Here is a 26141-nt window from a genome sequence, read left to right on the forward strand (position 1 = left end):
CGCGTGAAGCCGCGCGTATAGACCGGTTTGGCCCGGCTGGAAAGGGCAAAAGGGCAGCGGGGGCGCTATTCCTGCGGGGTCTGCAGGTAGCCACCCTCTGCCATGAGGCGGTCATAGAGAGCGAACTCCTTGGCGCGCGCGGTGCGGAGCCGGGATTCGACCTCGCCTGACAGGGGTGCGGGCAGATCGGGGGAGACGTTCTTGGGCTTCAGCTTGACCTCGCGCCCCAGCCTGTCGGCCAGAAAATCGCGAAAGGCCGGCTGGCGTTCATAGGCAAAGAGGTGCTGCACCAAAAGATCATCTTGGTTCGAGGTCAGAAAGTCAAACTGGCTGCCGATCTGCGCGCGCGGCGGTGGCGCGTCAGAGATCACTTCCAACGCGTACGCCTCGAAGGTCAGCCCCTTGGTGCTGAGCTTCTTGCCATCCAGCCGGGGCTGGCTGCGGTAGCGGTACCAGCTTCGGATCTGCTCTACGGGATCGCGCATCACGGCCAAGGGTTCGGGCGAGGCTGAAAAGGTCTCTTGCAAAAAGGGCAGCACGCGGCGCCGATAGCGCAGCGCGGTCAGATGCTTGCGGCTGCGCGAAAAGACGATCTCGGCCTCGGGTTTCAGCGCCATTTCAACGGCGGTGGTCCCGGTTTTCGGCGTGGCGAGAAAGGTGAGGTTGCGGTTGAGAAAGATCAGCATTTGCCCGGATCGCGCGGCCATTCCTGCCAGTCGCCGCCGAAATTACGCGGGATCAGCAGATTGTGCCGCCCGAGGTTGGCGATTTGGGTTTCCCCGCAAAGCGCCATGGTTAGGTCCAGCTCGCGGTGGATCACCTCAAGCGCCCGGGTCACGCCCGGTTGGCCCATCGCGCCCAGCCCATAGATAAAGGCGCGGCCGATGTAGGTGCCTTTGGCGCCCATCGCCATGGCTTTGAGCACGTCCTGACCCGACCGGATGCCGCCATCGAGGTGGACTTCGATCTGGTCGCCCACAGCGTCGAGGATTTCGGGCAGCATGCGGATCGAACTCAGCGCCCCATCCAACTGTCGCCCGCCGTGGTTGGAGACGATGATCGCATCTGCCCCTACTTTGAGCGCCATCCGCGCGTCTTCGGCATCCAAGATGCCCTTGAGGATCACCTTGCCGCCCCATTGCTCTTTGATCTTGGCGATCTTGTCCCAATCAAGCGAGGGGTCGAACTGTTCTGCCGTCCATGCGCCAAGGTCGGCGTTGTCGGTCACCCCATGCACATGGCCGACGATATTGCCGAAATGCCGCCGCTTGGCGCCCAGCATCTCGCGGCCCCAGCCCCATTTGGTGGCAAGGTTGGCAAGGGTTTTCACCGTCAGTTTGGGCGGGGCGGAAAGACCGTTTTTCAGGTCTTTATGCCGCTGACCAAGGATTTGCAGGTCGAGTGTAATCACCAGCGCGGAGCATTTGGCATCCTTCGCCCGCTGGATCAGGCGGCTGACATAGTCCTGATCGCGCATGGTATAGAGTTGAAACCAAAAGGGTTTTGTCGTCGCCTCGGCCACATCTTCGATTGAGTTGATCGACATGGTCGACAGGGTGAAGGGCACGCCAAAGGCCTCTGCCGCGCGGGCGGCTTTGATCTCTCCGTCTGCGCATTGCATGCCGGTCAGCCCAACCGGAGCAAGTGCCACCGGCATGGCCACATCTTCGCCGATCATCTGGGTTGCGGTGCTGCGGCCCGACATATCCACCGCGACCCGTTGGCGGAGGCGAATTTGGTCAAAGTCGCTGCAATTTTCGCGAAATGTCTGTTCTGTCCAGCTGCCCGATTCCGCATAGTCGTAAAACATCTGCGGGACACGGCGTTTGTAGATGCGTTTGAGATCGTCGATGCTGGTGATGACGGGCATGGGCCACCTGTGCTGAATGGGTTAACTTTTGGTAGCAACTGGCGCGGGGCTTGGCAATTGGGAAGGCCGCAGCAATGAAAAAGCCCGCGCGGCCAGTGGGGCAGCGCGGGCTTTTGGTCATTGCTTGAGGCGAAGGGGTTACGCCGAATGCGCGCCGTCGGCGAGGGTTTTGACGAAGGCCAAAACATCCTCGGGGCTGTCGCCATTGGCGATACGGTTCACGATGGCCGAACCGATCACCACGCCGTCTGCCACTTCGGCGATGGCGCGGGCTTTTTCAGGGGTGTTCACGCCAAAGCCCACGATCACGGGCAGGCCGCTGGCCTTTTGGATGCGCTTAACCTCGGGCGAAACATCCGCGGCATTCGCCTCGGCCGAGCCGGTGATGCCGGTGATTGAGACGTAGTAGACAAAGCCAGAGGTGTTTTGCACCACGCGCGGCAGGCGTTTGTCATCCGTGGTCGGCGTGGCAAGGCGGATGAAGTTCAGACCGGCATCCTGCGCAGGCAAGCACAGTTCGATGTCTTCTTCGGGCGGCAGGTCGACCACGATCAACCCGTCGATCCCGGCGTTTTTGGCTTCGGTTAGGAATTTCTCAACACCCATGGAATAGATCGGGTTGTAATAGCCCATCAGCACGATCGGGGTCGTGTCGTCATTCTCGCGGAAAGCGCGGACCATTTCCAGTGTGCGGTTCAGCGTCATACCCGCTTCGAGGGCGCGTTGACCGGCAAGCTGGATCGTGGGGCCGTCGGCCATTGGATCGGTGAAAGGCAGGCCAAGTTCGATGATATCCACCCCGGCGGCAGGCAGGCCGCGCACGATCTCAAGGGAGCGGTCGAAATCAGGATCGCCGGCCATCACATAGGACACAAACGCCTTTTTGCCGCGGGCGCGGAGGTCTTCGAATTTGGCGTCGATACGGGTCATGTGGCTTGCCTCATTTGGTGCTTTCCTCGGCAATGCCGAATGTCGCGGTGAAAATCAATCCACCGCGGGGCAGGGGGCGGCAAAATTCCCCTATCAGGGGCGCGTGGCAGGCCGCGCCCTTCCATTTTTCCCAAAGCCGCCTATCTCATGGCGCATGAACTATGTACTCGCCCTTTTCCTGCCGCCGCTGTCGATCCTGTTGATCGGTCGGCCGATCCTGTCCATCGTGGTCTTCCTGATCTGGCTGCCCGCGATCATCTTTTCAGGTGGGCTGACACATCCGATGTTTATCCTGCTGGCTTGGATCTTGATCTATCAGGCGCATCAAGACCGCCGCGCGCGCTGAGCCTTGCGCTTTGCGCCCGCTACCCCTAACACACGCGCAGCTTTTATAGGGGTATCGTCATGGGTTTCAAAATGGGCATCGTCGGTCTGCCGAACGTCGGCAAATCGACCCTTTTCAACGCGCTGACCCGCACCGCAGCGGCACAGGCGGCGAATTTTCCGTTCTGCACGATCGAGCCCAATGTCGGCGAAGTGGCCGTGCCCGATGCGCGGCTCGACACGCTGGCCGAAATCGCCAAGTCGAAAAGCATCATCCCAACACGCATGACCTTTGTTGATATCGCTGGTCTGGTGAAGGGCGCGTCGAAAGGCGAAGGCTTGGGCAACCAGTTCCTCGCCAATATCCGCGAAGTTGACGCCATCGCCCATGTGCTGCGCTGCTTTGAAGACGGCGATGTGACCCATGTCGAAGGCCGCGTGGACCCGGTGGCAGATGCCGAAACCATCGACACCGAACTGATGCTGGCCGACATTGAAAGCATCGAGAAACGCTTGCAAAACATCGTGCGCAAAGTGCGCGGCGGGGACAAGGAAGCGGTGCAGCAGGAGCGTCTAATGCGCATGGCGCTTGAAGCATTGGAAGCTGGCAACCCCGCGCGTGTGGTCGAGGTCGACGAAGACGACGCCAAAGCGTGGCGTATGCTGCAATTGCTGACCACAAAGCCGGTGCTCTACGTCTGTAACGTGGGCGAATCCGAGGCCGCCGAGGGCAACGCCCATTCCGCCAAAGTGGCCGAGATGGCCGCAGCGCAGGGCAATTCGCATGTGGTGATCTCTGCCCAGATCGAAGAGGAAATCAGCCAGCTTGAGGCCGAAGAGGCCGAGATGTTCCTCGAAGAAATGGGCTTGAAAGAAGCTGGCCTCGACCGTCTGATCCGCGCGGGCTATGAGCTTTTGCATCTTGAGACCTATTTCACCGTTGGTCCCAAGGAAGCACGGGCTTGGACAATCAAAACCGGCACCTCGGCGCCCAAAGCAGCGGGCGTTATTCATGGCGATTTCGAGAAAGGTTTCATTCGCGCCGAAACCATCGCCTATGATGATTTCGTAGGCCTCGGCGGGGAAGGCCCCGCGAAAGAGGCGGGCAAGATGCGCGCCGAAGGCAAAAGCTATATCGTCAAAGACGGTGACGTGCTGCACTTCCTGTTCAACACCTGATCGATTTCGCAGGGGTCTTTGACCCTGCCAACAAAAAAGCCCGACAGCTTGCGCTGCCGGGCTTTTTTTGCGGGAGGTGACAGCTTATTTGCTGTCGTTGCCCGGGCCAAAGCCACCGTAGACATAGCCTTCACCGGGGCTGCGCAGGGCGTTGCGCGTGCTCATCACGGTGTCGCGGTTCTTATCGGCGTCGGCGGTGTTCAGCATGATGTCATTCGCTCTGGTCGAAGCGTTCAGGTTCCGCATGCGGTCATTGTTGCCATAGACATCGGCTGTCTCAGCAGTCACCGAGGTGTCGAGAAAAATGTCGTTGTAGCGGGTGGAGTTGTCGGCAACGGCAGCGGTGGAAATCAAAGCGGCGGCGGCGGTGGTCATAATAAGTTTCATAATGTGTTCCTTTGGTTTTCTCTTAAATCGCGTCATTGCGATGTCATCGTTTGTGGTGAAGTAACGGGTGTCCGGTCATGAAAGTTTCGCCCCTGCAGCGAGATTGGGTGCGATCTGGGGCATTTGAGCGGCGCAGGGATCGGTTTTCGCGGAGATATATGTTATATATCAATTGGTTATCGTGTTTACCGCGGCGTTTCACAAGTCATTCACGCTCCTGTGTTAGTTGCTACAGCCGCTCCCCATGCCCGGGAAACGGCCTCATACAAAGCAGCGCAACAGCCATCTTTCTGCAAAGCAGCACGACCAAGCGCGCTTCACGGCGGCTCGGCCTCGCACGCCAGCCAGATGAAAAGAAACCAACCTAGAAAAATGCAGAAATACCTGTGAATTTCGCCTTGTCACCCGGGCGCGACCTCTCTAAACGGGTCGACGGAGACGTGGCCGAGTGGTCGAAGGCGCTCCCCTGCTAAGGGAGTAGGCCCGGAAGGGTCTCGAGGGTTCGAATCCCTTCGTCTCCGCCACCCCGACCAAACCTGTGGCACTGCGCCTCGCGTGGGCCTTCATCCCCCCCCCGATTTCACCCAGCGCACCCTCGCTTTGCGAATTCGTTACATTTGCGCGGCACGGTTTTGGCAGCCCTCCGCCTTATTCTCGGCAGATTTTTAGGCGAGCATTCTCACCATCCGGGGGGACCAAATCCTAGGCGGTTACAGTGGCGCGATGCCCTGTCGCCATGCGAAAGGGAGGTTCCAGATGTTGGTTAACGTTAGAGACTGGTCTCGCATTCTGCACAATTGCATCTTTTCCGATGCCGACCAGTCGCTTTGTGCAAGGGCATGGCAATATCGAGAGGCGAGCCGTCTTTGGGCCCTCTGGGTCGTGGTTTTCACCCCCTCTCATTGCGAACGAAGTTTCCGTCACCATCGCAAAATACTGCGGCTCAAGGCGCGCAGGTCGCAAGGCAACCGCGGTTGGCGCGACAGCAATCGGCCCACTCTCTGACCTCGGAATTATTCTGCTGGGCAGTTGCATGCAGATGCATTCACGTTCACTTTGCCGGCAACGCCACAGGCGGCCGGTTTGACCGCGCCGCTGGCCTTACCCAAGCAAAGGACAGCTATGCTTCGTCACGATCCCATCTACCCGTCCCACCGATCCCCCGTGGTTGCTGACAATGTCGTCGCGACCTCTCAGCCACTGGCCACGCAGGCCGGGCTTTTGATGATGCAGCAGGGGGGCAATGCGGTGGATGCGGCGATCGCCACCGCCGCGGCGCTGACAGTGGTGGAGCCGACGGGCAATGGGCTGGGGTCTGACGCCTTCTGTATCCTGTGGGATGGCGAGAAACTGCACGGGCTCAACGCCTCGGGTCGGGCGCCTGCGGCATGGTCGCCCGAGCGGTTTCCGGATGGCATGGTCGAACATGGTTGGGACAGCGTGACCGTGCCGGGCGCGGTCAGTGCTTGGGTTGAATTGATGGAGAAGTTCGGCAAGCTTGATCTGGCGACCGTGCTGGCCCCGGCGATCCGCTATGCCGAAGAGGGCTTCCTCGTTTCGCCCACCATCGCGACGCTTTGGGCGCGCGGGGCCGAGGTTTTGGGCAAGCAGCCGGGCTTTGCCGAGACATTTCTGCCCGAGGGCCGCGCCCCGCGCGCGGGCGAGCGGTTCCGCAACCCCGGCGCCGCACGCACCCTGCGTCTGATCGCCGAAACCAATGGCCGCGCCTTTTATGAAGGTGAGATCGCGCAAGAGATTGTGGCCCATGCCAAAGCCAATGGCGGCGCGATGACCATGGACGATCTGGCGACCAACAAGCCCGAATGGTGCGGCACGATCAGCCAAAGCTTCGACGGTGTGGAGCTGCATGAGATTCCGCCAAACGGGCAGGGGATCGCCGCGCTCATGGCGCTTGGCATACTGGAGCATAGCGACATTCGCACCCACGGGGCCGACGACCTGATGGCGGTGCATTTGCAGATCGAAGCCTGCAAACTGGCGTATAGCGATCTGCATGCCTATGTGGCGGATCGGACCGCCATGACGCAGGTCGACGAAAAGGCGCTGCTTGATCCGGCGTACCTCAAATCTCGCGCGGCGCTGATCTCAGCCGACAAGGCGCAAGATTTCGGCGCGGGTGCGCCGAAACAGGGCGGCACGGTTTTGATGAGCACGGCGGATGCCTCGGGCATGATGGTCAGCTTCATCCAGTCGAACTACGCGGGCTTCGGCTCGGGCGTGGTGGTGCCGGGGACGGGGGTCTCAATGCAGAACCGTGGCTTTGGTTTCACCACCGAGGCGGGGCACCAGAATATCGTGGCGGGGGGCAAGCGGCCGTTCCATACGATCATCCCCGGTTTCGCGATGAAGGACGGCCAGCCTTTTATGGCCTATGGCATGATGGGCGGCCCGATTCAGGCGCAGGGCCATATGCAACTGCTGCTGCGCACGCAGCTTTGGGGGCAGGACGTTCAGGTCGCCGCCGATGCGCCGCGCTGGCGGATCCTATCGGGGTTGGAGGTGGCCTGCGAACCGGCAATGGCGCCCGATCTTTTGCAAGGGCTGCGCGATCTGGGCCATGTCGTCCATGTCGAAGCGCCTGACAATGCTTTCGGTTTCGGCGGGGCGCAATTGGTGCAGCGCTTGCCCGAAGGCGGCTATTCCGCCGGGTCCGATCCGCGCAAAGACGGGCAGGCGGCGGGTTTCTGAGCCATAGTGCATCCCCCCGTAGGATTGGCATGGCTCGGTATCGGGCCATGCCATTTTATTTTAAGCGCTCAGCCCTGAGCGCGTTTCGCATCAACCGACTACAGCCCCTGACCGGCAGCCGCAAGGTAGAGGAAGCCAAGGCTGTAAAGCGCGGCCATCAGACCGCTGAGGATGAAGGCCGGCAGCCGCGAGACGCTAAAGATCAGTTCAGTCACGCCCGCGATGCCACCCAATGAGGCGATCGACACGCCGCTCATCTGGCTGGTCGGGAAGCCGAGAATTTCGCTTGTGCTATGTTGCAGGATCAACAGGCCCGACATGATGCGGAAAAGCGATAGTATCTGCGGCCGGTATGGGGAGAGGAAGGTCAAGATTTTCCCTTTCAGGGCTTCTTGTTGTGCTCACCGGGCCAGTATCAATCCCAGTCCACGCGACCCGCTTAGCCTCAAGCGCGGGGGAGGGGGATATGCCACGTATCTGTGATTTGGGCGCGCCCGAATTCGCGGGCGACGGAGGCAAATTTCAAGCGGAGGTAAATAATCGAAAAAAAATCGTCACAAAGGCCCAATTGCACTTGCGCACCCCGGACTGCCCGCGTTAAAGAGCCGCTGTCCGAGGGCGTTGCCCGAAAGACAGACATAGGCATTCCGGCGTAGCTCAGCGGTAGAGCAGTTGACTGTTAATCAATTGGTCGTAGGTTCGATCCCTACCGCCGGAGCCATTAAAAAGCCTTCCAAGTCATTGATTTGGAAGGTTTTTTATTGGTTGCTTCTTAGATGGGCACTAAACCTATTCTCTGCTTGCAGGTTCTGTGAACCTGCCACAGTGCGAACTATCCTTCATCGTGTATCATCATCAAATTTCGTGAGCATTCTGGCAGCGCATGATCGATCAGCTGCGTCGACATTATCATCGGCAGCTATCTTCTCCAGCCGATCTTGAACCGCGGAACGACCCCCGAAAAAGATATCAAGAGTATCTGGTCTAAGCTTACACTGGACACCGTGTGCCGAAGATTCGCTCCAACTCATCATTTTTTGCAAGACCTCCAGAAGGCCGCGATCGGTTGCTGTTTGGTTAGCTATCCAGCTTAGCGCTCCTTCCGGGTCACCTGCTTGATGCCACGCAAACATCAACGACAAGAACTGGGGAGTTTCCATCAATTCTGAGGGTGGGACCTCAGTCAGCCGCCTGAGAAAAATGCCTCTAACTAACTCGAACTCTTCGTTGCTAAGGAGCCGAGCATTTTCTGGCTCTGCTCGATGTCCAGAAACTCCATGTTCAAAAACTGCTTCTCTGACGATCCCAGTAAGCCACGCCAACGATTTTGCTTCGCTGAACAATGTTCGGAGCGTGTGCTTTCGCAGACTCGGATCTCCTATAATTCCGATTAGTCCGAATACCTCGTGACGATTTCCCTTTAGGAACTGTGAGTAACCAGAATATGTTTTCGCAACAGGAACGAGATCGTCAATGGCCTCTCCAAGCACGGAAAAAAGTCCTTGGATTTCGGAGGGTCCGATGCGTCCGCTGACGCCCAGAATCCGGTCTAAGAGAACCTCTGCAAACCTACCCCCTTGGGGGCGTTTGCTAACTACCAGTTGGCGGAAGCGCGACAAGGCAATTTCTGGCTTCTCAGCACACGCGCCTAAAAATTGGTCCAATTCAAGGTCGCTGATGCTCCCCGATGGGCCGGAAAACGAGAAGTAGAGGCTGTAGTGATTTGGGCTGGCAAGGCGCTTTGAGGCTGAAAATGAACGCAGCTCATCGCTATCCGAAAGATCAAACACTCTGAACTCTTCACCGTCTCGATGCAGTGAGGCTAAATCAAGACCGGGAAGGTGCTCCTGCAATGCATATAAGAACTGGTTTCGCTCTGAGCCGTCTGCGCTGATTGCGGCCAAAAGGGACGCTCCTAAGCGCTCGTGGGCACCGGGTGAGATGTAACCCCAGTCACCAATTGCAGACAAGTTCGATACGTAGTCTTCGATCCAGTTGAAGAGGGCGCTGTTTTTTATGCGCACCATTTGCAAGAAGACCATATCGCCAGGATCTACTCGACCTTTAACAGGTAAGAAATTTAACTTTAGGGAGTTCATGAGCCTGATAACGTCACGAGGCGTTTCGACAAATTCTCCGCACCACTGATTCAGAGCCCGTTCCAACCGGTCCGCCGTATCTGAACCTAAATTCTCGGCATCCAAAAGCTGGAACAGTTCGGTTCTTAGCCAGTTTCGGAGATCATAGTTCATAGCCTTGGGCACTTTGAACGAAGCTTGAACCACCTTTTCAAGATACGCTTTTCCGTCTGAGATCGCGATGGCCCGCTCGATACTTTTTGCCAGCACCTCAGGGTCATAGGCAAGGATGTAAGCGACGTTAGGGAAGTCGGCCACCGCTTTTACCAATCGCAGGACTTCTGCGGCTTCAGCAGGCTCTAACCTGTCTAAGTCATCTATGAACACAATGATTGGATGTTGCAGCTCTTCGAGCTTCTTTCGCAACTTTGCGTTAAGTTCTCCGAGGGACGGTTCCAATAGCTCAGCGGCTTTGCTTCCGCTATTTCGCACCAGGTTGCCGATTTTCTTGGCTAAGGGTATCCCGCCAAGATCAGCGAGGTCAGCGATCGCAGCCAAACCAGAAGATGCTCTGACATATCGTTTCAGAATTTCTTTGGTTTTATCCTGTTCGTCGCTTGGAAGAGATCCAAGAATGACAGGCTCCAAGTCGGAAAAAAGTTGAGTCAGTAATTCCTCCCGATTTCCAATCAACCATGGGGCAAACTTGACGATCTTGGGTCCGTTTCTCTTTCGATGAAGCTCTTCCAGAGCCATGTTGATGAGGGACGATTTACCTGAGCCCCATGCGCCTTCAACACCGACGACGAACCCGCTGCTGAGGTCGTTTAGTAGGAATGAATCTGCCAGGTGATGGGCGATTTCTCCGAAGCCGAGCTTGTCCCGGTCAGAGTTCTCCAAGGGCATATCTACAATCAAGATCCACCTCGATAAATGTGCCGTATACTTGCTCTTCTAATACGGATCTGAGCCGTCAAGGCTCGAACTATATTCCCGATATACTTCACATTTTTTGACCTGAGAAGCCATCGAAGGCTATTGCTGCGGTTGGGGGTGCGACGAAAGCTCTGATGCCTGGGAAAAGGAGGTGCTCCTGCGTTCAGCGTGTTGTCATTCGTAGGGTGTGGACCGCGATGTGCGCTGCCAAGGGGCAGAAGAAGTATTGCATCGAAGGAAGTTCAGCAAATACCCAGGACTTTCCGGCGCCCCGCTGGCGGCAGACCTGTAGGGGTTCCAACCGTTTGGCGATGGTCGGTGGATCTGGAGGCGCTGAATGGAAACCATGCGCTAAACCAGTAGGATCAGTGCGATTCCGGAAATATGTAGGTGACTTACCCTTTGTTTTCCCAGAAAAAATATGGGAGTTCTTGAAGATGGACATACACACGCGGAAGTGGTGCGGAAAAAGTTGAGATATTTTTTTAGGCAGGTCGCTCTGCTTGTGAGCGTTGTGTTGGGTTTTTTTGGGCCCAGGCTGGGCAAAATTGTGCGTCGCACTGTTTCGGCGCAGCTGAAAGGGAATGCGGAATTTCGCGTGCATCGGTATCCAATATTGGTGCGTGCCGTTCGATGGGCGATCGGCAACCCAAAGCCAGCCATGACAGGGCTCCTCTGCGCATACCTCGCTGCATTCCTTTTGCAATATCATCGAATGCACGCGGGTGCCGTCTCCGCTGAAAATGTTGGCGAAAGCGTCCGCGATTTCTGGACTGTCAATTTGGGAATTTTTGCCGTTCAGGCTGCCTTGGTTGGTGTTGTCTTTCCTCTGGTGATTGCTTTTGTGGGGCTGCTCAATCAAGGCCGTGCGTCGTTTGCGTCACGCCTTACGGTCTACATCGATTCATCGGCCGCACTATTTGTAGGCGTAAGCTCACTTTTACTTTGTGTCTCAATCGCTCTTCAACTTCCTTTGGGGGATAGCTTTGTTCATGTGAGTGGTGCTGTTACAGCTCTCAATGTCTTGTGGTTTTCTGTAAACGCACTGGCCCTATGCTACTTCGTTCTACGCACAATTAGCTTTCTTCACCCGTCAAAGCGCGCGCCCATTATGCGGGCCTATGTAGCGAATGAGATTTGGCCTCGCGAACTAACGATAGCTATCACTGCCGACCAGTGGAGTGGCGTAACGAAGCTTAACCACCTCCCAGCGGGGGACGATCTCGATCCGTTCGCCCCAGGCCCTCGGGCCACCGTCAGATATTTCGGACTTTGGGAGAAGGGCGAGCCGAGAGTGGAGCGTTTTTTGCCGCGGAAAATGAAACTGGTCGATGTGCGTTTTGGGGTCCTCAGGCCTGTCGTTGATGACTGGCTTTCGCATGCACAGCAGGCTGGCGGCGAGGAAGCCCATGACCTTGTGATACCTCTTCAGCCTGGCAATGATTACAATGGAGATCAGGTTCTCGCGCGATCTACGGTTCCCCTGAGTTTTGTTGCGCGAACAGCAGTGAAGAATTCTTTTCGGTTCCGCTCTACTCTCGTCGACCTCGGAAGAATCAGCGCAACAAACCAAATTTTTGGCGAAATGATTGCCGATCTAATCGAGCTTATTGACCAGCGTCGAGCAAGCGAATTCGCCGACCAGCTGAGCGATGTCGTGGATTTCCACGTTTTCCTGTATCGGCTCGCCCAAAAAAGTGATGAGGACTTCAATTACGCATATTTGCGCACTGGCGCTGGGATCTTCAGTCGTCGGCTGAGCGAACAGTGGGCAGAAGCCTACAGGGATGTTACTCGTCGAGTTGTGGAGCGGCTTCCCGACGAGCCGGAGTTCATGAGGCCAATGGCCTTCATCCCTTACAAAATTTTTGTGCGAACAGACGGGATCACATCTACTGCGCTCCAACCGATTATTCAGTTGGGTGAGGATTTGTCTGGCCGATTGATCGATTGGGCCACGGGAGAATATCGCGCTGAGTCCCCAACTGGTATTGGTGATCGAGAGCCGTTCTCGCTCTCACATCAAGGTGAGGTATATGCTCACGCGTGGCGTGAGCAGGTTGCCGGATGGGAAGCCTTACTGAAAGCCGTTTCCAAAGAAACAGATCGCACTGAAGATTGTGCTCAACGTTGGGAGAGACTGAGACTCACCTCAGAAAACCTTTGGATTCATCTATTTGCAACTATGCGTATGACGGCACGGGCTGTTTGGGCCGGCGATACACTTGCAACGAGCTGGACAAATGATCTGATGTTGCATTGGAAGAAGCAAGCTGAGGTTAGGTCGATCCGCACCAGAAGACCTTGGCGTGTCCATTCAGAAGCCATCACTCTTCAAGAGCTGAACTTTTCGTGGGCTGACGTCGAAGACTTGCAGCTCACGCCAAGCGGTGACGTGATAACACCAGAGCGTTTATTTGACGAGATACTTAACAACGTCTGGCGGGATCATACGCTCGTGCTTGCCAGCCTTTTTATTCACTGGGCGATGAACCAACTCTCAGGTGATACCGCAATCCAGGCGGCGCGTATGCTACTGCATGGCGAGCACTATGACCGTGGTGACAGAGACACCCGTGACTTCCCAGCTAACTCCGGCGTCGACTTTTTAGTTTCGGCTCTCAGAGTAGTGGGCTCCGGCACGCAGTTTTCAGAAGGTAGCTATGCAGGTCGAATTGACCATTTACTGGAGGGACTCAGCAGATTAGGAGAGGCACCTCGGATTTCTATGCGCATGTATACATCCGTCGGCGGTCTATCCTTTTCTACACTTCCATCGGCGCAAGTTATTGCGCTGTTAGCACTTATGCCTCGACAGCAATCAGCCAATGAGGCACTGCGCCGGCTCCTGACCCGTGGTGAAGATAAGGCACTCAGACGCAGAGAAGCTCTTCTGCGAGCTCTGGAGTCAGCTATTGAAGAACTCGACGAGGAGCGTCATTCAATCTTGCTTGCTGCTCTGATTGGTCCGGCGGAAGACCTCTCCTTTGAAGAGCGGCGGACCAATGCTCATCAGCTTATTGAGCAGTCGCTCGTTGTTTTGACTCGGTATCGCGACCAGGCGATTATTGAAGCTCCAATTGACACCGATCGGATTGCGGCTGTGGGCTCGGCAGCTGCGTCTAAGGCGTTCTCTAAAACCGAATTTCCACGCCATCTTTTTGACGAGATTGTTTTGACCTCAGATCGGTTAACTGAGTTTAATATGAGGGTCAGCGGGCTCAATAGAGGAGAATTCACAAGACCCTTGATGGGGGAGCCAGTCCTCAACGAGGCAGAATGGTGGCGTGACGTTATGTCAGACCGCGTTGCAGACGTGGTCTGGTCAGATGTCCTTCAACAATTGCATCCTATCAGAATAGACAGCCAGACCCCCCTCGAGTTCTGGCATGCGGTTCGCGAAGGCAGCGAGCGAATTCGAACCATTGGTCATGACCCCCTGCTCGTGATCGATAACGCGAGCGCCCCAGAATGGCTCTATGACTGGCAGTGGTCGCATGAGAGCGGTAGCAGCTCCAAGCCTGAGGACTTGGTCATTACGAACGAGGCTAATCAGGTAGCTGCATACGAATTTACCATGAACGACACGCCGGTCTACAGGGCAAGAATAGAGAGTGGTGTAGCCATACTCATCCCATCCCGGCTTCTCCAAACATTGCAGTTTCATGACTACGGTGAAGGCCTGCCAGTATCACCCCAGTTTGAGGCCGACGATCAAGAACGCTGGTTAGGCACTATGAGGGTGTCCTTCGAGAGGCGAGTTGAACTGGCCGACGATATCCCATCTTACCGCATCGGCTATGGGGACGACCGCTAAACAAAACATATCGTCTGAGGGTAAACGAGATCATTGTGCCTGATCCGATACAGGTGTGGCAGAACTCTCGGTCATTCACGGCGGATGAAAAGACTCGATTTTGCGCGGGTCGGATTGTCAACAACCGTGCAGAAATTTTGACATTCAGAAGAAGACATCCCTGAAACGCATAAGCAGCTTTCCGAACCCAATGAAGCACAGATGTCGTTTCTCATTTGCACTTTTCCAAATAGCCTGGCTGGGATCCAAATCCGAATTTCGCTATTTTCGGGCCAGAAATGGCTTGTCTGGCCGTTCTGGAATTTAGTTCATTAAAGCGGCTTTAGCAAACATCTACTGATTCATCTGTATTAAGTTTCGTTATTTTTCAATGGTTTATAAATTAATTTGCGAAATTCATTTCGCCTTTGCGACAGAAGCTAATCTTGTCGGTGTCTGGACGAAAATATCCAGCATTCTTGACAGTCATAAAGGCTGATCCCGAGGCGCAGCGGTGCTGTGCGTCAAAGGACTGTAAATGAAAGAAGTATACACTCCATTGGAGCTTTCTGCACGCTGGAACTGCTCTGCACGTTCGGTTCGAGCCGAAATCTACTGCGGTCGCCTAAAGTGTTTCCGCGTCGGTCGACTGTTTCGGATTCTGGATACGCAAGTTTATGAATATGAGACAAAATCGCCCTCCTGCGGCCCATTCAGGCCTCCGACAGATACACGCAAGTGTCTCCGAACTGATGGTTTGCCACGCCAATCAGAGGCCTGAGATGAATAAGAAATATTACTCCCCCGCACAGCTTGCTGAACGCTGGAAGTGCTCTCCGAACACGGTTCGAAATCTGATCAATAGCGGTGAGCTGCCAAGTTTCCGGATCGGGCAAAAGTTAATTCGGATCAGTGCTGCCGATGTAAAGGAATATGAAAATGCGTAACTTCGAAATAGGCCGACTGAATGGAAAATACGTTGTTTACTGGTATGAAAAGGCGGGAGATCCCGACAGTCGACGACGCTTTCGCCTGAAGGCGACGAACCGAGCTGCCGCCTTAATTGAAGGTGAGCGCCGTTTCAACGCAGAATTGGCGCTTAGCGGTTACAAAATAACCCTGGAAGATATTTGGATGCGCTACCAAAGTTATCTTCAGGGGCGCAAGACTGAGGGTGATCTAATCAATGCATGGAAAACAATAGGGCCAATTTTAGGTGACTATCATCCATTAGCTATCGATGATGAAAAGGTCAGCAAATACTTGGCCCACCGCAAGAAACAGTTCTTTGCGAAACATAAGAAGCATATCGCAAAAACCACTTTGCACAATGAGGTCAATCTTCTTCAGTCGACGTTGAATCATCCATTCAAGAAGAACCTAATCGATAAACCAGTCAACTTGAGAAAGCCAAAAAGAAAAAAACGTCGCGACCGCTGGCTTACAGAGGATGAAATACGCCGGCTGTTAAAGGAAACTTGCAAGGTTCCCCACCTCCATATTGCAGTTGCTCTATTGCTAGGAACTGCTGGTCGTGTCTCTGCGATCTTAGAACTTACTTGGGACCGCGTAGATTTTGATGCACGGGTAATCGACCTGCGGGTCGCCCCTTCAGACGCCGACCTCGATTTCACGGATGAGTCCCACGATTGGGAAGACTATCGCAAGTCTCGAGCTATGGTGCCGATGAATGACGGGCTTCATAAGCTCCTTTTGGACTGGAAACAGCAGTGCGACAGTGATTTCGTAGTCGAGTGTCATGGCGGGCCGATTAAAAAAATAACCACCTCGCTCCGAAATGCAGGGAACCGGGCTGGTATTGTCGGGATACACCCCCACGTGTTGAGACATACAGCCGCGGTTCATATGGCGGCAAACGGAAGCCCTATGAGCAAGATTTCACAGTTCTTGGGCCATTCCTCTACGACCGTCACAGAAACTGTTTATGCTCGGTTTGCACCTGATCACCTGAGGGATGAAGCTGCGGCAATCGACTTTTTGGCGAAGTAGGGCGCCGCACGCTTCGCCTCAATACTGATGAGAATACGAGAAGCGAGGATCTGGTTGAGGTCGCAAATGTGAAACCTCAACCATTCCGCCGCTATCGTCACAAAGACAGTCTCGAACCCGAGAAGGGTCGGAAAATACTGAGAAGTTTTCTTGACGCGGAAAAATCGCGCAATCAAAGAAAAAAGGAAAACAAAATGTCGACGAAAAAGACCTCAAGCTTCCGAACTCAGGCACTGTCGGTTCTAACTGTCCGGCACGGTCGTGAAGTTGCAGAGGCTCTTCGCGCATCTGCGATACGGAAGCTGCTACACGGTGAGTATAAGTATATTCAGGCTGCTGTAATGCGGCTCGAGAGCGGCGAGGTCACTGATGAACGTGTCTTGCACCCTCTGGAGACGGTGCGAGAAAAAATCGGCCAACTCCTTCCCGCCGAGGTGATCGGTTCGAAAGCCGAGTTCATTCATGCCGGTTATGATAGCGAGGGGGACATTTGGGCCGTTGCCACAGTTCCAGATTACTCAGGCCGGGGAACTGAGCTCCAGGCGATTGTCTCCAAGATAGAACGCTTTCTTGAGGTTCGTCAGAAGCTGATTGATGAGGCGCTTGGGGAGCGTCTGTATTCCAGCCTTCTGCGGTAGTTTAGATCCTGGTCAAGGACCGAGCGATTTACTATGCACATGATCGACGCACCCAGTAAGCGTCGATCATTATTTCGGCAGACATAGATTGGAAATATCTGCAATCTGTTAGATAGGATGATGGGGAAGGGTGCAATTTCGGTTATGCCGGATTGTTTGAATGCACCATTTAGTTAATCTGGCGTGTGTTGTCCGGATGTGGTTCAGGAATTTGGGGGCAGCCGTCTTACTACCAAAGAGAGGCTGATCGGCAGCTGTTTTAGGTATCCTATGCTCATAGGTTCAACGGCCCTACTTTGATGAGCGTAACGAACTTCTGTTGGATTTTACTGAGTGAAATGACACCAGATTCCCCGAATTCCCGTTATTTTTTCAAGTCAAACATAACTGTTAATCAATTGGTCGTAGGTTCGATCCCTACCGCCGGAGCCAATTTCCCCTAAGTTGTTGATTTTATTGGCAAGGCCCCGACCAGAGTCGGAGCCACCTGTGCACGTGCACAAACTGGTGCACAGATGCGTGCCCAAACTGGTCCACACCCTCGATTCTTGGATGCCCTGAAACCGTTTCGGAGCTTCCGGCTATGACCAGAGTCGCACACATCCCCTATCTTGAAAAACGTCCCTCAGGCTTCTTCTTTCGACGCCGCTTTCCCAAGGCCTGAGCTACCCCCCGAACATCGGACACTGACGTAAGCTGCGATTTGTAGTTTGCTGATCTTCAACACGAAGGAGATCAGGAATGTCGAAACGGAAGCAACATCACCCAGAATTCAAAGCCAAGGTGGCGTTGGAAGCGCTGAAAGGCGAAGAGACTGTCAGCGAGCTGGCCAGTCGGTTTGGAGTTCACCCGACGATGATCCATCAATGGAAACGTGCATTGCTTGAGGGCGCATCTGGTGTGTTCGAGCGAGGTAGCCGGAAGGCACCGGAAGTCGATGAAGAGCAGGTCAAAGGCCTGCATGCCAAGATTGGGGAGTTGGCCGTCGCCAACGATTTTTTGGCCAGAAAGCTCAAACCCTGGACCGGCAAGTGAGGTGCAAGATGATTGAGCCGAACATTCCGGGTCTGTCCGTCGGCAAGCAATGTTCCCTGCTGTCGATCTCGCGGTCGTCATTTTACTATGAACCCAAGGGTGAGAGCGAGATGAACCTCGATCTGATGCGCGTCATCGATAAGCAGTTCTTGGAAACCCCGTTTTACGGTGTGCGCCAAATGACGTGGCACCTGCGCAATGAACAGCATCTGGTGAACGAAAAGCGCATCCGACGCCTTATGCGGTTGATGGGTCTCATGCCGATCTACCAGAAACCCAACACGAGCAAGGCGGCGAAGGGTCACAAGATTTACCCCTACCTGCTGCGGGGGCTACGCGTGGATCGGCCAAATCAAGTTTGGTGCGCCGACATCACATATCTACCGATGCGGCGCGGCTTCCTTTATCTGGTGGCCATCATGGATTGGCACACGCGCAAGGTTCTGGCGTGGCGCATCTCGAACACGTTGGAGGCTGGCTTCTGCGTTGATGCGCTGAATGAGGCGATCCACAAGTTCGGCCCGCCAGACATAATGAACACGGACCAGGGCAGCCAGTTCACGTCTTTCGCTTGGACGAACAGGTTGCGGAGCGCAAACGTGCGCATCTCAATGGACGGCAAGGGCCGCTTCCTCCCCTCTCGGGACATCGCTGCGCGATACCCTGCCGGGCAAGGGATCAATATCTTTGTCGAACGGCTGTGGCGGTCACTGAAGTATGAATGCGTCTACCTGCATGCCTGGGAAACCGGGTCAGAGGCCCGAGATGGCGTCAGAAAATGGATCGAGTTCTACAACCACAAGCGCCCGCATTCTGCCCTTGGCGGCAAACCACCTGCTGTGGTCTATTGGCAGAGAATTGAAACAACCAACCACGATCAGCAAGTGCAAAGAGTAGCTTAAACTACGCCAGATCCTGTCCAACAAATGGGGAGTAGCTCACTTTCGATTAATCATCAGCAATCCCTTGCCTAACACTCCCATAGCTCCCAGCAGGGCAAGGTTGCACATGGGTCGATTCTCCATGACAATTTCTTCAATTGCCGGGACAGTTCTCGGTGACAATCAACATGGCATTTCTTCAGCATCCGCGGCCAGACCGATCTCGATTGCCTTCGAGTAAAGTGCATTCAGATCGCGGCTCGAAATCCCGACCAGGAACTCCGAGTGATCGTAAGAGCCATACCCAGCTTTTCTTGCTTCGAGTAGAATAAAATCTTCGGCTGCCCGAGCTCCTGCAACTGTAGCGAACTGAGTTGATGACCGCTCGGACCATTTGGCCTCTCCTTGGGTTAGGCGACGGTACCGGTTTAGGTCGTCAATCCTGTCGGTGACCTTCCCGGAGCCGATTTTATATGTCAAACCATGGGCGTCGTAGATCTGCGCGATGTAGAGGTGCGTGCCGGGATTGACGTTCGCCGGTTCGCGCATCCCATCCTTTTGGCGCCAGGGGCGATGAAGTGAGCCTTGGAACGGCATTTTTGCAGTTGCTTCATCCTTTACCTGTTCACGAACATTGAGCGACATAAGGCGGCTGATCTCTTCGGGTCGCATTTCATGGATGCTTGCCGCGCCCTGCATGCGCTTGTCCGCGTGGTCTGGAATCAAAGTATTGTTGCTTTCCTGCTCAATAAAAGTCCAAGTCCGCGAAACTGCGATGCCAAAGGGCCAGCGAAACCGCCCGCCTCCCTGCCTATAATGCTCTAACGGTCGCTTCACGTCTGGACGCAAAAACTCGACATCGACCTCCTGGACAGGATCGGCAATCTCGACGGCACCAGCAAGTCGCCCGCGTAACATAGGATCGGATTCTTTCGCATCACTCGTCAGATAGACAACGATGTCTCCAGGCTGAATGTAGCTCAGTATGCGTTTACGCGTGCCTTCGTGGCTGAGGGCCAGGGCGTCGTATTCTGGGATGTCGGGTGCACCCCAAGTCTTGGTCCAATAATACCGGCGATTCATGCATTCAGCCTCTCGGATCTATTGAAGGGGACCGTAATCCTACAAAAGAATAAGTGCCAGGACAGCCTCCAAGTAATTGGTATTTCCCAGTCCATCAGAATTGGCACAACCGTCGTAAAACCTTTGCGCATTGCAGCAGTTCACCCGAGCGCAGTAGCAGCCGGATGGCCGACCATGGTGTCCGGGAACGCAGGCGGCAATCCTGGTGCGCGATGGACTAAAATCTAAGAAGATGTCCGAAGTAGAGAGTGAGCCGTGGTAAAGGCAGAGCTTTCAGGGCTATCGAAGGGAACGAACCATCACGGCAGTTGGAAAGTGTCGGATCACCTTGGTGGCAAATCTTCTTTTGTTAAATGAGGTGCTTGAAGTAAGGCGCGAAGTACGGCACGTTTCCGTGCACATCCCGGAGTCTGGTAAGGATCACTGTACAGTCAAGCACATATTAGTCAGTAAAATCAATGGCATTGGTCTATGCGGTGAGCCCCCTACCGCCGGAGCCAATTTTTCTACTCATTAAAGATTTACGAGCTAAGCCCCCTTTCGGGGGCTTTCGTCGTTTTGGGCTTGGGGCAACATTTGGGGCGGCCCGAATTTACTTGCGATCGACCCTTTGGAGTGCTCCCGCCCGTCGATCATTCCAGCAACGCCTTGCGTCGGGTTGCCCGACCGCAAGCTGTCCTTCCCCGGATTTCTGCAAGGGATCATAAAGGGGTGTCGGTCAACCCAGCGATCAGATCGGCCAAGCGGTGTGAACCCGCTTGGCTCAGGAACCGCCCATGGCGCCAATGCCACCGAACCAGCAGCCAATGCCGCACGCCTCAAGAGTTCATAAGCGGTGTGGCCCGCCCGAACTGGGCGAGCCTCTTGATCAGAAACCTTCGGGCAAAAGGCCTGCTGGCATGTTCTGATAGCACACTGGGCGCAGGAAACGCCGGATCGACAGGGTGCCGACCGAGGTTGCTCCGAAGTTGGTCGAGGCCGGGTAGGGCCCGCCGTGAACCATGCTGTCGGCCACTTCGACGCCGGTGGGGAAGCCGTTGACCAGCAGGCGCCCGGCTTTGCGTTCGATGATTGGCATCAGACGCCGTGCAGTCTCAGTATCCGCGTCGTCCATTTGCAGCGTGATCGTAAGCTGGCCTTCCAGCCCTTTCGCAAGGCTTTCCATCTCTTCGATTGAGCTGGTCCGAACGACGAGGCCAAGCGGCCCAAAGACCTCTTCCCCAAGCTCGTGATCCTGCAAATAGGCCGCGCTATCCGTTTCATAGAGGTTGGGCAGGGCGTTGCGGCCTTCGCTTTCGGTGGACAGGCGCGGCTGCACGGCATTGCGCCGATCAAACCGGGCCTTGCCGTCTCGGTACGCCTGCGCGATCCCGTCTGTCAGCATCACCTGAGCGGGTGCGTCTTGCAGGGCTGCGGTCGCGGCTTCGACAAAACTATCGCCTTCCGCGCCTTTCGGCACAACTGCGATGCCGGGGTTGGTGCAGAACTGGCCCGCGCCCATCGTCAGCGACCCGGCCCAGCCTTCGCCAAGGGCTTGGCCGCGCGCTTTACACGCCTCGGGCAGCACGAACATCGGATTGACCGAGCCGAGTTCGCCGAAAAACGGGATCGGCTCGGGCCGGGCGGCGCAAAGGTCGAACAATGCGCGGCCCCCGCCAAGCGAGCCGGTGAAGCCCACGGCTTTGATAAGCGGATGCTGCACCAGTGCTTGGCCGACCGTGCGGTTGCCGCCTTGGATCAAGGAAAAGACACCTTTTGGCATGTCGCATTTTTCAATCGCGGCATGCACGGCCTCGGCCACGATCTCGCCCGTGCCGGGGTGGGCGGAGTGCCCTTTTACGACGACCGGACATCCTGCGGCCAGCGCCGCGGCGGTGTCGCCCCCGGCGGTGGAAAAGGCCAACGGGAAGTTCGACGCGCCGAAGACGGCAACAGGGCCAATCGGGCGCTGGACCATGCGCAGCTCCGGGCGGGGCAGGGGCTGCCGGTCGGGCAGGGCTGGATCGACCCGCGTATCAAGGTAGTCGCCCTTTAGAATATGATCGGCAAAAAGCCTCAGCTGCCCCGTGGTGCGCCCGCGTTCACCGTTCAGCCGCGCTTCGGGCAGGCCGGTTTCGCGCGTGCCGATATCGGTGATCGCCTCGGCGCGGGCTTCGATTTCGTCGGCGATGGTGTTGAGGAATGCGGCCCGCGCCTCGCGGGTGCTATAGCCGTAGGACCAGAAGGCAGCCTCGGCCGCTTCGCAGGCCTGATCGACGAGCGCCGTTGTCCCGACGCTGAAATCATGCGCCGGACCGCTGGCGGGTTCGGAAGCAAAGGTCTGCTCTGCGCCGACCCATGTGCCGGCGATCAAATGTTTACCATGCGGGGTGAAGCTCATGCTGCTGTCTCCTTTTGCGAATTTCTGACCATCTTGCAGGCAATCTCGAAAGCGGCGCGGGTGGCGCCGAGGTCGGCTGTGCCTTGGCCTGCGATGTCAAATGCCGTGCCATGCGCCGGGGTGGTGACGGGCACCGGCAGCCCGCCTTGAACGGTCACGCCGCGGTCAAACCCCAGCAATTTAAGGGCGATCTGGCCTTGGTCGTGATACATCGTGACCACGGCGTCGATCTCGCCTTTCGTGACTTTGAGAAAGACGGTGTCTGAGGGCAGCGGACCCGTGACAGCCATTTGACCGCCTGCCATGTGACGCACTGCCGGTTCGATCACGTCGATTTCCTCACGGCCAAAGTTGCCGCCGTCCCCGGCATGGGGGTTGAGCGCTGCAACGGCGATGCGGGGCCGCGCGTGACCGGCTTGCCGCAGGGTGCGGTCGATCAGGCGGGTGGCTTCTTGGATGCGGTCGGGGGTGATCGCGTCGGCCACGTCCCGCAGGGCGATATGGCTGGTGACCCGGCTGGTCCACATATCGTCGAGCGTGTTGAGTTCGGAAATATAGTTGGTCACGCCGAGTTTTTCGGCGATGTAATGCAACTCATCGGAATGCCCGATCCCGGCCATATGCATCGAGGCCTTGTTGAACGGGGCGAAGACAATTGCGTCGATCACCCCCTCCTGAACAAAGGTGAGCGCTCGGTCGAGGACCCGTAGCGTGGACCGGCCCGAGGCTTCGGTGCTTTGGCCAATGACGACATCCTCGGCCGCGATGGTCTCCATCTCATGCAGGGCGATTGGCGCATGCGCCGTCCAATCCTGTGCCGTCGCGTCCACCGCCGTCATTGTGTGGTCGCACCCGGCTTGGCGCTGCCCCATCTCAAAGACGTGACGGTCGCCGATCAGCAGGATCTGCGCCTGATCGCAGCAGTCATCGGCCAGCAGCCGGGCGACAAGTTCCGGCCCGATGCCGCTGGGGTCACCGGGGATAACACCAATTCTTGGGGTCATGTTCACTCCGTTTCTGTATTGTGGTCCTTGGCTTTGCCGTCTTCTTGCAAAGCGTTTTTGGTATTGGTAACGGCCGAGGCGAGGTGATGGCGCAGCGCCTCGGATGTGGCTTTGGCGTCGCGCCGCGACAGGGCGTCGACGATGGCGCGGTGTTCGGCCAAGGTTTGGCCGCGGCCCGAGCGACGTTGCGAGGATTGAAACCGCGCCCGCCACAGCCGCGCATTGAACTTGAGATGCGTATCGATCAGCGGGGCGTTGCGGCTTGCCTGCACAATGGCTTCGTGCATCTGCATATCGAGGCGAAAGGATTCCAACGGGGAAAGGGTGCTGTCTCCGGCCTCAATCTGGCGTTGATACTCGGCCACTTGAGCGATCTCGGCATCGGTGATGCAGGCGCAGGCCAACTCCCCTGCCAAGGCTTCGAGTGCGCCCATGACGATCAGGTTCTGTTCGATCTCATCCAGCCGGGGGTTGGCCACTTGCGGGCGACGGGTGACCGAATATTCGATCAACCCGTCCTGTTCGAGAATGGTCAAAGCACGGGTCAGGGGGGTGCGGCTGATGCCCAAGGCAGCGGCCAGATCACGCTCCGAGATATGCGCCCCGGCGGGCAGTTTCTCTAGCAAAATCAACTCGCGCAGCTTGTCGGCGGCGACCTCTACCAATGTGGCGCGGGGCCGCGCGAGGGCAAGCTCGCCCGTGTCGAGGTCCGTGATGTCGGTCTTCTTGCTCATGTCATTTTCCCCAGCTCAGCACCACCGGCTCAAGCGGCCGGATTAAGCGGAGTAGGGACTCTCGTGTCTGGGGATGCAATGGGGCAATCGGGTGGCGACAGAATTCCGACCGGATCACGCCGCCTTCGACCATGGCCGCCTTGGCAGACCGAAAGCCGCATTGCCGGTTTTCATGGTTCACTGCGGGCAAGACGCGGGCATAGGCATCGGTCGCGGCCCGAAGATCGCCAGCCGCGAAATGGTCGATCACCGGTTTGATCTGGTCGGGGATCATGGCGCTGGTCATGGCGCCGGTGGCCCCGGCTTCGAGATCGGCGAGCAGCGTGATCGCCTCTTCGCCGTCGAAGGGGCCTTCGATGGCGTCGCCACCTGCCGCGATCAAGTCACGCAGCTTGGTTGCGGCCTGCGGGCATTCGATCTTGAACAGACGCACCTCTTCAATCTCGCGCGCCATGCGCACCAGCAGGGGCACCGGCAGATCGACCCCCGAAAGCGGCGCGTCTTGCACCATGATCGGGATGCCGACGTCGCCCACTTGGGCAAACTGCTCAAAGCTTTGCTCTGCGGAGCCCTTCAGCAATGCGCCATGGTACGGGGGCATCATCATGACCATCGCGGCACCATGGTCTTTGGCGTGCTGCGCGCGGGCCACCGCGATTTGGGTTGCGTAGTGGCTGATGGTGACGATGACGGGCAGTCGCCCCGCCATATGCTTGAGCGAGACCTCGGTCAAAAGGCGGCGTTCCTCATCCGTGATCAGGAACTGTTCAGAGAAGTTGGCGAGGATGCAGATGCCATCGCTGCCCTGATCGACCATACAGTCGATCACACGTTTCATGCCCTCATAGTCGACCGTGCCGTCATCGTTGAACGGGGTAGGGGCGACGGGCCAGATGCCGGAGTATTTAGTCATTCTGTGATCTCGAAATTGGAAAGATGTTTGTCGGAAATGGTGATGCCGAGGCCGGGTTTGTCGTCGTCGAGCTGCAAGAACCCGTCCTGCGCCTCGGGGTCGCCTTCGAAGATGTAGTAGAACAGCTCATTGCCGACCTCGACATCGAAGACCGGGAAGTATTCGGACATCGGACAGTTAATATTGGCCATGGTCAGGTGATAGTTATGCATCTGCCCGGCATGTGGGATGACCGGGATCTGCGCCGCCTCGGCGATGGCGTTGATCTTTTGCGCCGCCGTGATGCCGCCAACGCGGTTGGTATCATATTGCAGCACGCTGACTGCGCGGCGGTTGATCAGTTCGGCGCAACCGATCACGCTGTATTCATGTTCGCCGCCTGAGATTGGGACGATCCCCATGGCGTTCAACTCGGCATAGCCTGCCACATCGTCGGCGATCACCGGTTCTTCGAGCCAGCGCGGCTCGTATTTCGCCAGTTTGGGCAGCATCCGCTTGGCATAGTCGAGGTTCCAACCCATGTAGCATTCGAGCATCAGGTCTTTGTCGTAGCCGATCACCTCGCGGAGCGCTTCGACCCGTTTGAGGTTCTCGCGCATGCCTGCCATGCCGTCCTTCGGGCCAAAGCCAAACCGCGTTTTAAAGCCGGTGTAGCCGTGCTGCATCGCCTCTTCCGCTTCGGCTTGCATGCTTTCGACAGACCCCGCGTAAAGCTTGGAATAGTAGACCGGGATTTTCTCTTTGGTGCGCCCGCCCAAGAGTTTGAACACGGGTTTGTCGACCAGTTTGCCCATCAGATCCCAGATCGCGATGTCGACGGCCGAGATCGCGGTCATCCCGACCCCCTTGCGGCCCCAAGCGTGGCTGCGGCGGTACATTTTCTCCCACAGATAGGCGTAGTCGAAGGGGTCTTCGCCGACGACCAGCGGGGCGAACCATTCGTCGATCGCCTGTTTCACCAGCGTCGGAGCCAAGGCCGCATTGCCGATGCCGATCGTGCCGTCTTCGGTCTCAATCTCGCAGGTCAGCCACTGGTGAAAACGAAAGCTCGCCATGGCATCGCCCTTAATCCAAAGGGCATCCGACGCATTGGTGCAGAAATTCCCCGAGGGGGGCACGGTCGGCCCTTTCCAGTTCCAGACACGGGTGCGGACGGATTTGATCTTAGTCATCAGGGCCTCTCTTTTTTCGCTGTTTCTCGTTCTGCCGGACACTTCCGAAGACGAATCATGTTGACATCACTCTTAGCATCAT

Annotated in this window: 20 protein-coding genes and 2 tRNA genes; 10 read left to right on the forward strand and 12 right to left on the reverse strand. The window is 56.5% G+C overall.

Annotation, left to right across the window (positions count from 1 at the left end; all coding sequences use genetic code 11):
- Nucleotides 1–65: 65 nt before the first annotated feature.
- The 3 genes from B5M07_RS05220 to trpA all read right to left on the reverse strand — a co-directional run bounded on the left by B5M07_RS05220 (nucleotide 66) and on the right by trpA (nucleotide 2800).
- The gene (locus B5M07_RS05220) at nucleotides 66–686 is read right to left on the reverse strand and encodes a hypothetical protein (protein ID WP_120350512.1); all 621 of its coding nucleotides are present in this window, start codon (nucleotides 684–686) and stop codon (nucleotides 66–68) included.
- Entirely contained in the window at nucleotides 680–1870 is a 1191-nt protein-coding gene (locus B5M07_RS05225; protein ID WP_120350513.1) for an alpha-hydroxy acid oxidase, read from the reverse strand. The genes B5M07_RS05220 and B5M07_RS05225 overlap by 7 nt, the downstream gene beginning before the upstream one ends.
- Nucleotides 1871–2008: 138 nt before the next feature.
- Complete coding sequence (trpA, locus tag B5M07_RS05230) at nucleotides 2009–2800, reverse strand: tryptophan synthase subunit alpha (protein WP_120350514.1); 792 nt, start codon at nucleotides 2798–2800, stop codon at nucleotides 2009–2011.
- A gap of 154 nt (nucleotides 2801–2954) precedes the next feature.
- On the opposite strand from trpA, the gene B5M07_RS05235 reads away from it, so the two are divergent.
- Together B5M07_RS05235 and ychF are read left to right on the forward strand one after the other, a co-directional pair.
- Nucleotides 2955–3146: a hypothetical protein gene (locus B5M07_RS05235; RefSeq protein ID WP_067261693.1), complete on the forward strand. Its 192-nt coding sequence runs from the start codon at nucleotides 2955–2957 to the stop codon at nucleotides 3144–3146.
- 59 nt (nucleotides 3147–3205) lie between these two features.
- Nucleotides 3206–4303 (forward strand): redox-regulated ATPase YchF, encoded by a 1098-nt coding sequence (gene ychF / locus B5M07_RS05240; RefSeq protein ID WP_067623025.1) that lies wholly within the window; start codon nucleotides 3206–3208, stop codon nucleotides 4301–4303.
- Between the two features lie 84 nt (nucleotides 4304–4387).
- Here the strand turns inward: ychF and B5M07_RS05245 are convergent, their stop codons facing one another.
- Nucleotides 4388–4690, reverse strand: coding sequence for a hypothetical protein (locus B5M07_RS05245; RefSeq protein WP_120350515.1), 303 nt, complete (start codon nucleotides 4688–4690; stop codon nucleotides 4388–4390).
- Nucleotides 4691–5124: 434 nt separating this feature from the next.
- Between B5M07_RS05245 and B5M07_RS05250 the strand changes: the two genes are divergently transcribed.
- A tRNA-Ser gene (locus tag B5M07_RS05250) sits at nucleotides 5125–5214 on the forward strand.
- A gap of 598 nt (nucleotides 5215–5812) precedes the next feature.
- The gene (locus B5M07_RS05255) at nucleotides 5813–7399 is read left to right on the forward strand and encodes a gamma-glutamyltransferase family protein (protein WP_120350516.1); all 1587 of its coding nucleotides are present in this window, start codon (nucleotides 5813–5815) and stop codon (nucleotides 7397–7399) included.
- Between the two features lie 98 nt (nucleotides 7400–7497).
- Here the strand turns inward: B5M07_RS05255 and B5M07_RS05260 are convergent, their stop codons facing one another.
- Nucleotides 7498–7770 (reverse strand): hypothetical protein, encoded by a 273-nt coding sequence (locus B5M07_RS05260; protein ID WP_205570906.1) that lies wholly within the window; start codon nucleotides 7768–7770, stop codon nucleotides 7498–7500.
- 275 nt (nucleotides 7771–8045) lie between these two features.
- Between B5M07_RS05260 and B5M07_RS05265 the strand changes: the two genes are divergently transcribed.
- Nucleotides 8046–8120: transfer RNA gene (locus tag B5M07_RS05265), tRNA-Asn, on the forward strand.
- Between the two features lie 118 nt (nucleotides 8121–8238).
- Here B5M07_RS05265 and B5M07_RS05270 read toward each other — a convergent pair.
- Complete coding sequence (locus B5M07_RS05270) at nucleotides 8239–10395, reverse strand: KAP family P-loop NTPase fold protein (protein ID WP_162931813.1); 2157 nt, start codon at nucleotides 10393–10395, stop codon at nucleotides 8239–8241.
- Nucleotides 10396–10834: 439 nt separating this feature from the next.
- Here B5M07_RS05270 and B5M07_RS05275 point away from each other — a divergent pair, with 439 nt between their 5' ends.
- From B5M07_RS05275 to B5M07_RS05295, 5 genes are all read left to right on the forward strand, one after another.
- Nucleotides 10835–14230, forward strand: a complete 3396-nt coding sequence (locus B5M07_RS05275; protein WP_120350518.1) for a hypothetical protein — start codon at nucleotides 10835–10837, stop codon at nucleotides 14228–14230.
- A gap of 761 nt (nucleotides 14231–14991) precedes the next feature.
- The gene (locus B5M07_RS19720; protein WP_162931814.1) at nucleotides 14992–15156 is read left to right on the forward strand and encodes a helix-turn-helix domain-containing protein; all 165 of its coding nucleotides are present in this window, start codon (nucleotides 14992–14994) and stop codon (nucleotides 15154–15156) included.
- Nucleotides 15149–16219, forward strand: coding sequence for a tyrosine-type recombinase/integrase (locus tag B5M07_RS05285; RefSeq protein WP_162931815.1), 1071 nt, complete (start codon nucleotides 15149–15151; stop codon nucleotides 16217–16219). Before B5M07_RS19720 ends, B5M07_RS05285 begins: the two co-directional genes overlap by 8 nt.
- A gap of 68 nt (nucleotides 16220–16287) precedes the next feature.
- Nucleotides 16288–16857 carry a hypothetical protein gene (locus B5M07_RS05290; protein ID WP_162931816.1) on the forward strand — a complete coding sequence of 190 codons (570 nt, stop codon included), beginning with the start codon at nucleotides 16288–16290 and terminating at the stop codon, nucleotides 16855–16857.
- Between the two features lie 741 nt (nucleotides 16858–17598).
- A protein-coding gene (locus B5M07_RS05295) for an IS3 family transposase (RefSeq protein WP_441351389.1) occupies nucleotides 17599–18794 on the forward strand; the annotation gives its coding sequence in 2 pieces (ribosomal slippage) (nucleotides 17599–17851 and nucleotides 17851–18794; 1197 coding nt in all).
- Between the two features lie 162 nt (nucleotides 18795–18956).
- Here B5M07_RS05295 and B5M07_RS05300 read toward each other — a convergent pair.
- The 6 genes from B5M07_RS05300 to B5M07_RS05325 form a co-directional block, all read right to left on the reverse strand.
- The gene (locus tag B5M07_RS05300; RefSeq protein ID WP_120350522.1) at nucleotides 18957–19856 is read right to left on the reverse strand and encodes a GIY-YIG nuclease family protein; all 900 of its coding nucleotides are present in this window, start codon (nucleotides 19854–19856) and stop codon (nucleotides 18957–18959) included.
- A gap of 868 nt (nucleotides 19857–20724) precedes the next feature.
- Nucleotides 20725–22236, reverse strand: coding sequence for an aldehyde dehydrogenase (NADP(+)) (locus B5M07_RS05305; protein WP_120350523.1), 1512 nt, complete (start codon nucleotides 22234–22236; stop codon nucleotides 20725–20727).
- Complete coding sequence (locus tag B5M07_RS05310) at nucleotides 22233–23240, reverse strand: 4-hydroxythreonine-4-phosphate dehydrogenase PdxA (RefSeq protein ID WP_120350524.1); 1008 nt, start codon at nucleotides 23238–23240, stop codon at nucleotides 22233–22235. The genes B5M07_RS05305 and B5M07_RS05310 overlap by 4 nt, the downstream gene beginning before the upstream one ends.
- 2 nt (nucleotides 23241–23242) lie before the next feature.
- Nucleotides 23243–23974 (reverse strand): GntR family transcriptional regulator, encoded by a 732-nt coding sequence (locus tag B5M07_RS05315; protein WP_120350525.1) that lies wholly within the window; start codon nucleotides 23972–23974, stop codon nucleotides 23243–23245.
- 1 nt (nucleotide 23975) lies between these two features.
- On the reverse strand, nucleotides 23976–24887 hold the full coding sequence (locus tag B5M07_RS05320) for a dihydrodipicolinate synthase family protein (protein WP_120350526.1): 912 nt from the start codon (nucleotides 24885–24887) through the stop codon (nucleotides 23976–23978).
- Complete coding sequence (locus tag B5M07_RS05325) at nucleotides 24884–26059, reverse strand: L-rhamnonate dehydratase (protein WP_120350527.1); 1176 nt, start codon at nucleotides 26057–26059, stop codon at nucleotides 24884–24886. The genes B5M07_RS05320 and B5M07_RS05325 overlap by 4 nt, the downstream gene beginning before the upstream one ends.
- Between the last annotated feature and the right edge of the window lie 82 nt (nucleotides 26060–26141).

It is taken from the genome of Sulfitobacter sp. D7 (genome assembly GCF_003611275.1).
Taxonomy (GTDB): domain Bacteria; phylum Pseudomonadota; class Alphaproteobacteria; order Rhodobacterales; family Rhodobacteraceae; genus Sulfitobacter; species Sulfitobacter profundi.

Bases quoted from the DNA above. Each gene is read 5' to 3' on its own strand.
- B5M07_RS05220 (WP_120350512.1), bottom strand. From the start codon at position 686: ATGCTGATCTTTCTCAACCGCAACCTCACCTTTCTCGCCACGCCGAAA.
- B5M07_RS05320 (WP_120350526.1), bottom strand. From the start codon at position 24,887: ATGACTAAATACTCCGGCATCTGGCCCGTCGCCCCTACCCCGTTCAAC.
- B5M07_RS05225 (WP_120350513.1), bottom strand. From the start codon at position 1,870: ATGCCCGTCATCACCAGCATCGACGATCTCAAACGCATCTACAAACGC.
- ychF (WP_067623025.1), top strand. From the start codon at position 3,206: ATGGGTTTCAAAATGGGCATCGTCGGTCTGCCGAACGTCGGCAAATCG.
- B5M07_RS05325 (WP_120350527.1), bottom strand. From the start codon at position 26,059: ATGACTAAGATCAAATCCGTCCGCACCCGTGTCTGGAACTGGAAAGGG.
- B5M07_RS05300 (WP_120350522.1), bottom strand. From the start codon at position 19,856: ATGAATCGCCGGTATTATTGGACCAAGACTTGGGGTGCACCCGACATC.
- trpA (WP_120350514.1), bottom strand. From the start codon at position 2,800: ATGACCCGTATCGACGCCAAATTCGAAGACCTCCGCGCCCGCGGCAAA.
- B5M07_RS05305 (WP_120350523.1), bottom strand. From the start codon at position 22,236: ATGAGCTTCACCCCGCATGGTAAACATTTGATCGCCGGCACATGGGTC.
- B5M07_RS05310 (WP_120350524.1), bottom strand. From the start codon at position 23,240: ATGACCCCAAGAATTGGTGTTATCCCCGGTGACCCCAGCGGCATCGGG.
- B5M07_RS05235 (WP_067261693.1), top strand. From the start codon at position 2,955: ATGAACTATGTACTCGCCCTTTTCCTGCCGCCGCTGTCGATCCTGTTG.
- B5M07_RS19720 (WP_162931814.1), top strand. From the start codon at position 14,992: ATGAATAAGAAATATTACTCCCCCGCACAGCTTGCTGAACGCTGGAAG.
- B5M07_RS05275 (WP_120350518.1), top strand. From the start codon at position 10,835: ATGGGAGTTCTTGAAGATGGACATACACACGCGGAAGTGGTGCGGAAA.
- B5M07_RS05315 (WP_120350525.1), bottom strand. From the start codon at position 23,974: ATGAGCAAGAAGACCGACATCACGGACCTCGACACGGGCGAGCTTGCC.
- B5M07_RS05285 (WP_162931815.1), top strand. From the start codon at position 15,149: ATGCGTAACTTCGAAATAGGCCGACTGAATGGAAAATACGTTGTTTAC.
- B5M07_RS05245 (WP_120350515.1), bottom strand. From the start codon at position 4,690: ATGAAACTTATTATGACCACCGCCGCCGCCGCTTTGATTTCCACCGCT.
- B5M07_RS05255 (WP_120350516.1), top strand. From the start codon at position 5,813: ATGCTTCGTCACGATCCCATCTACCCGTCCCACCGATCCCCCGTGGTT.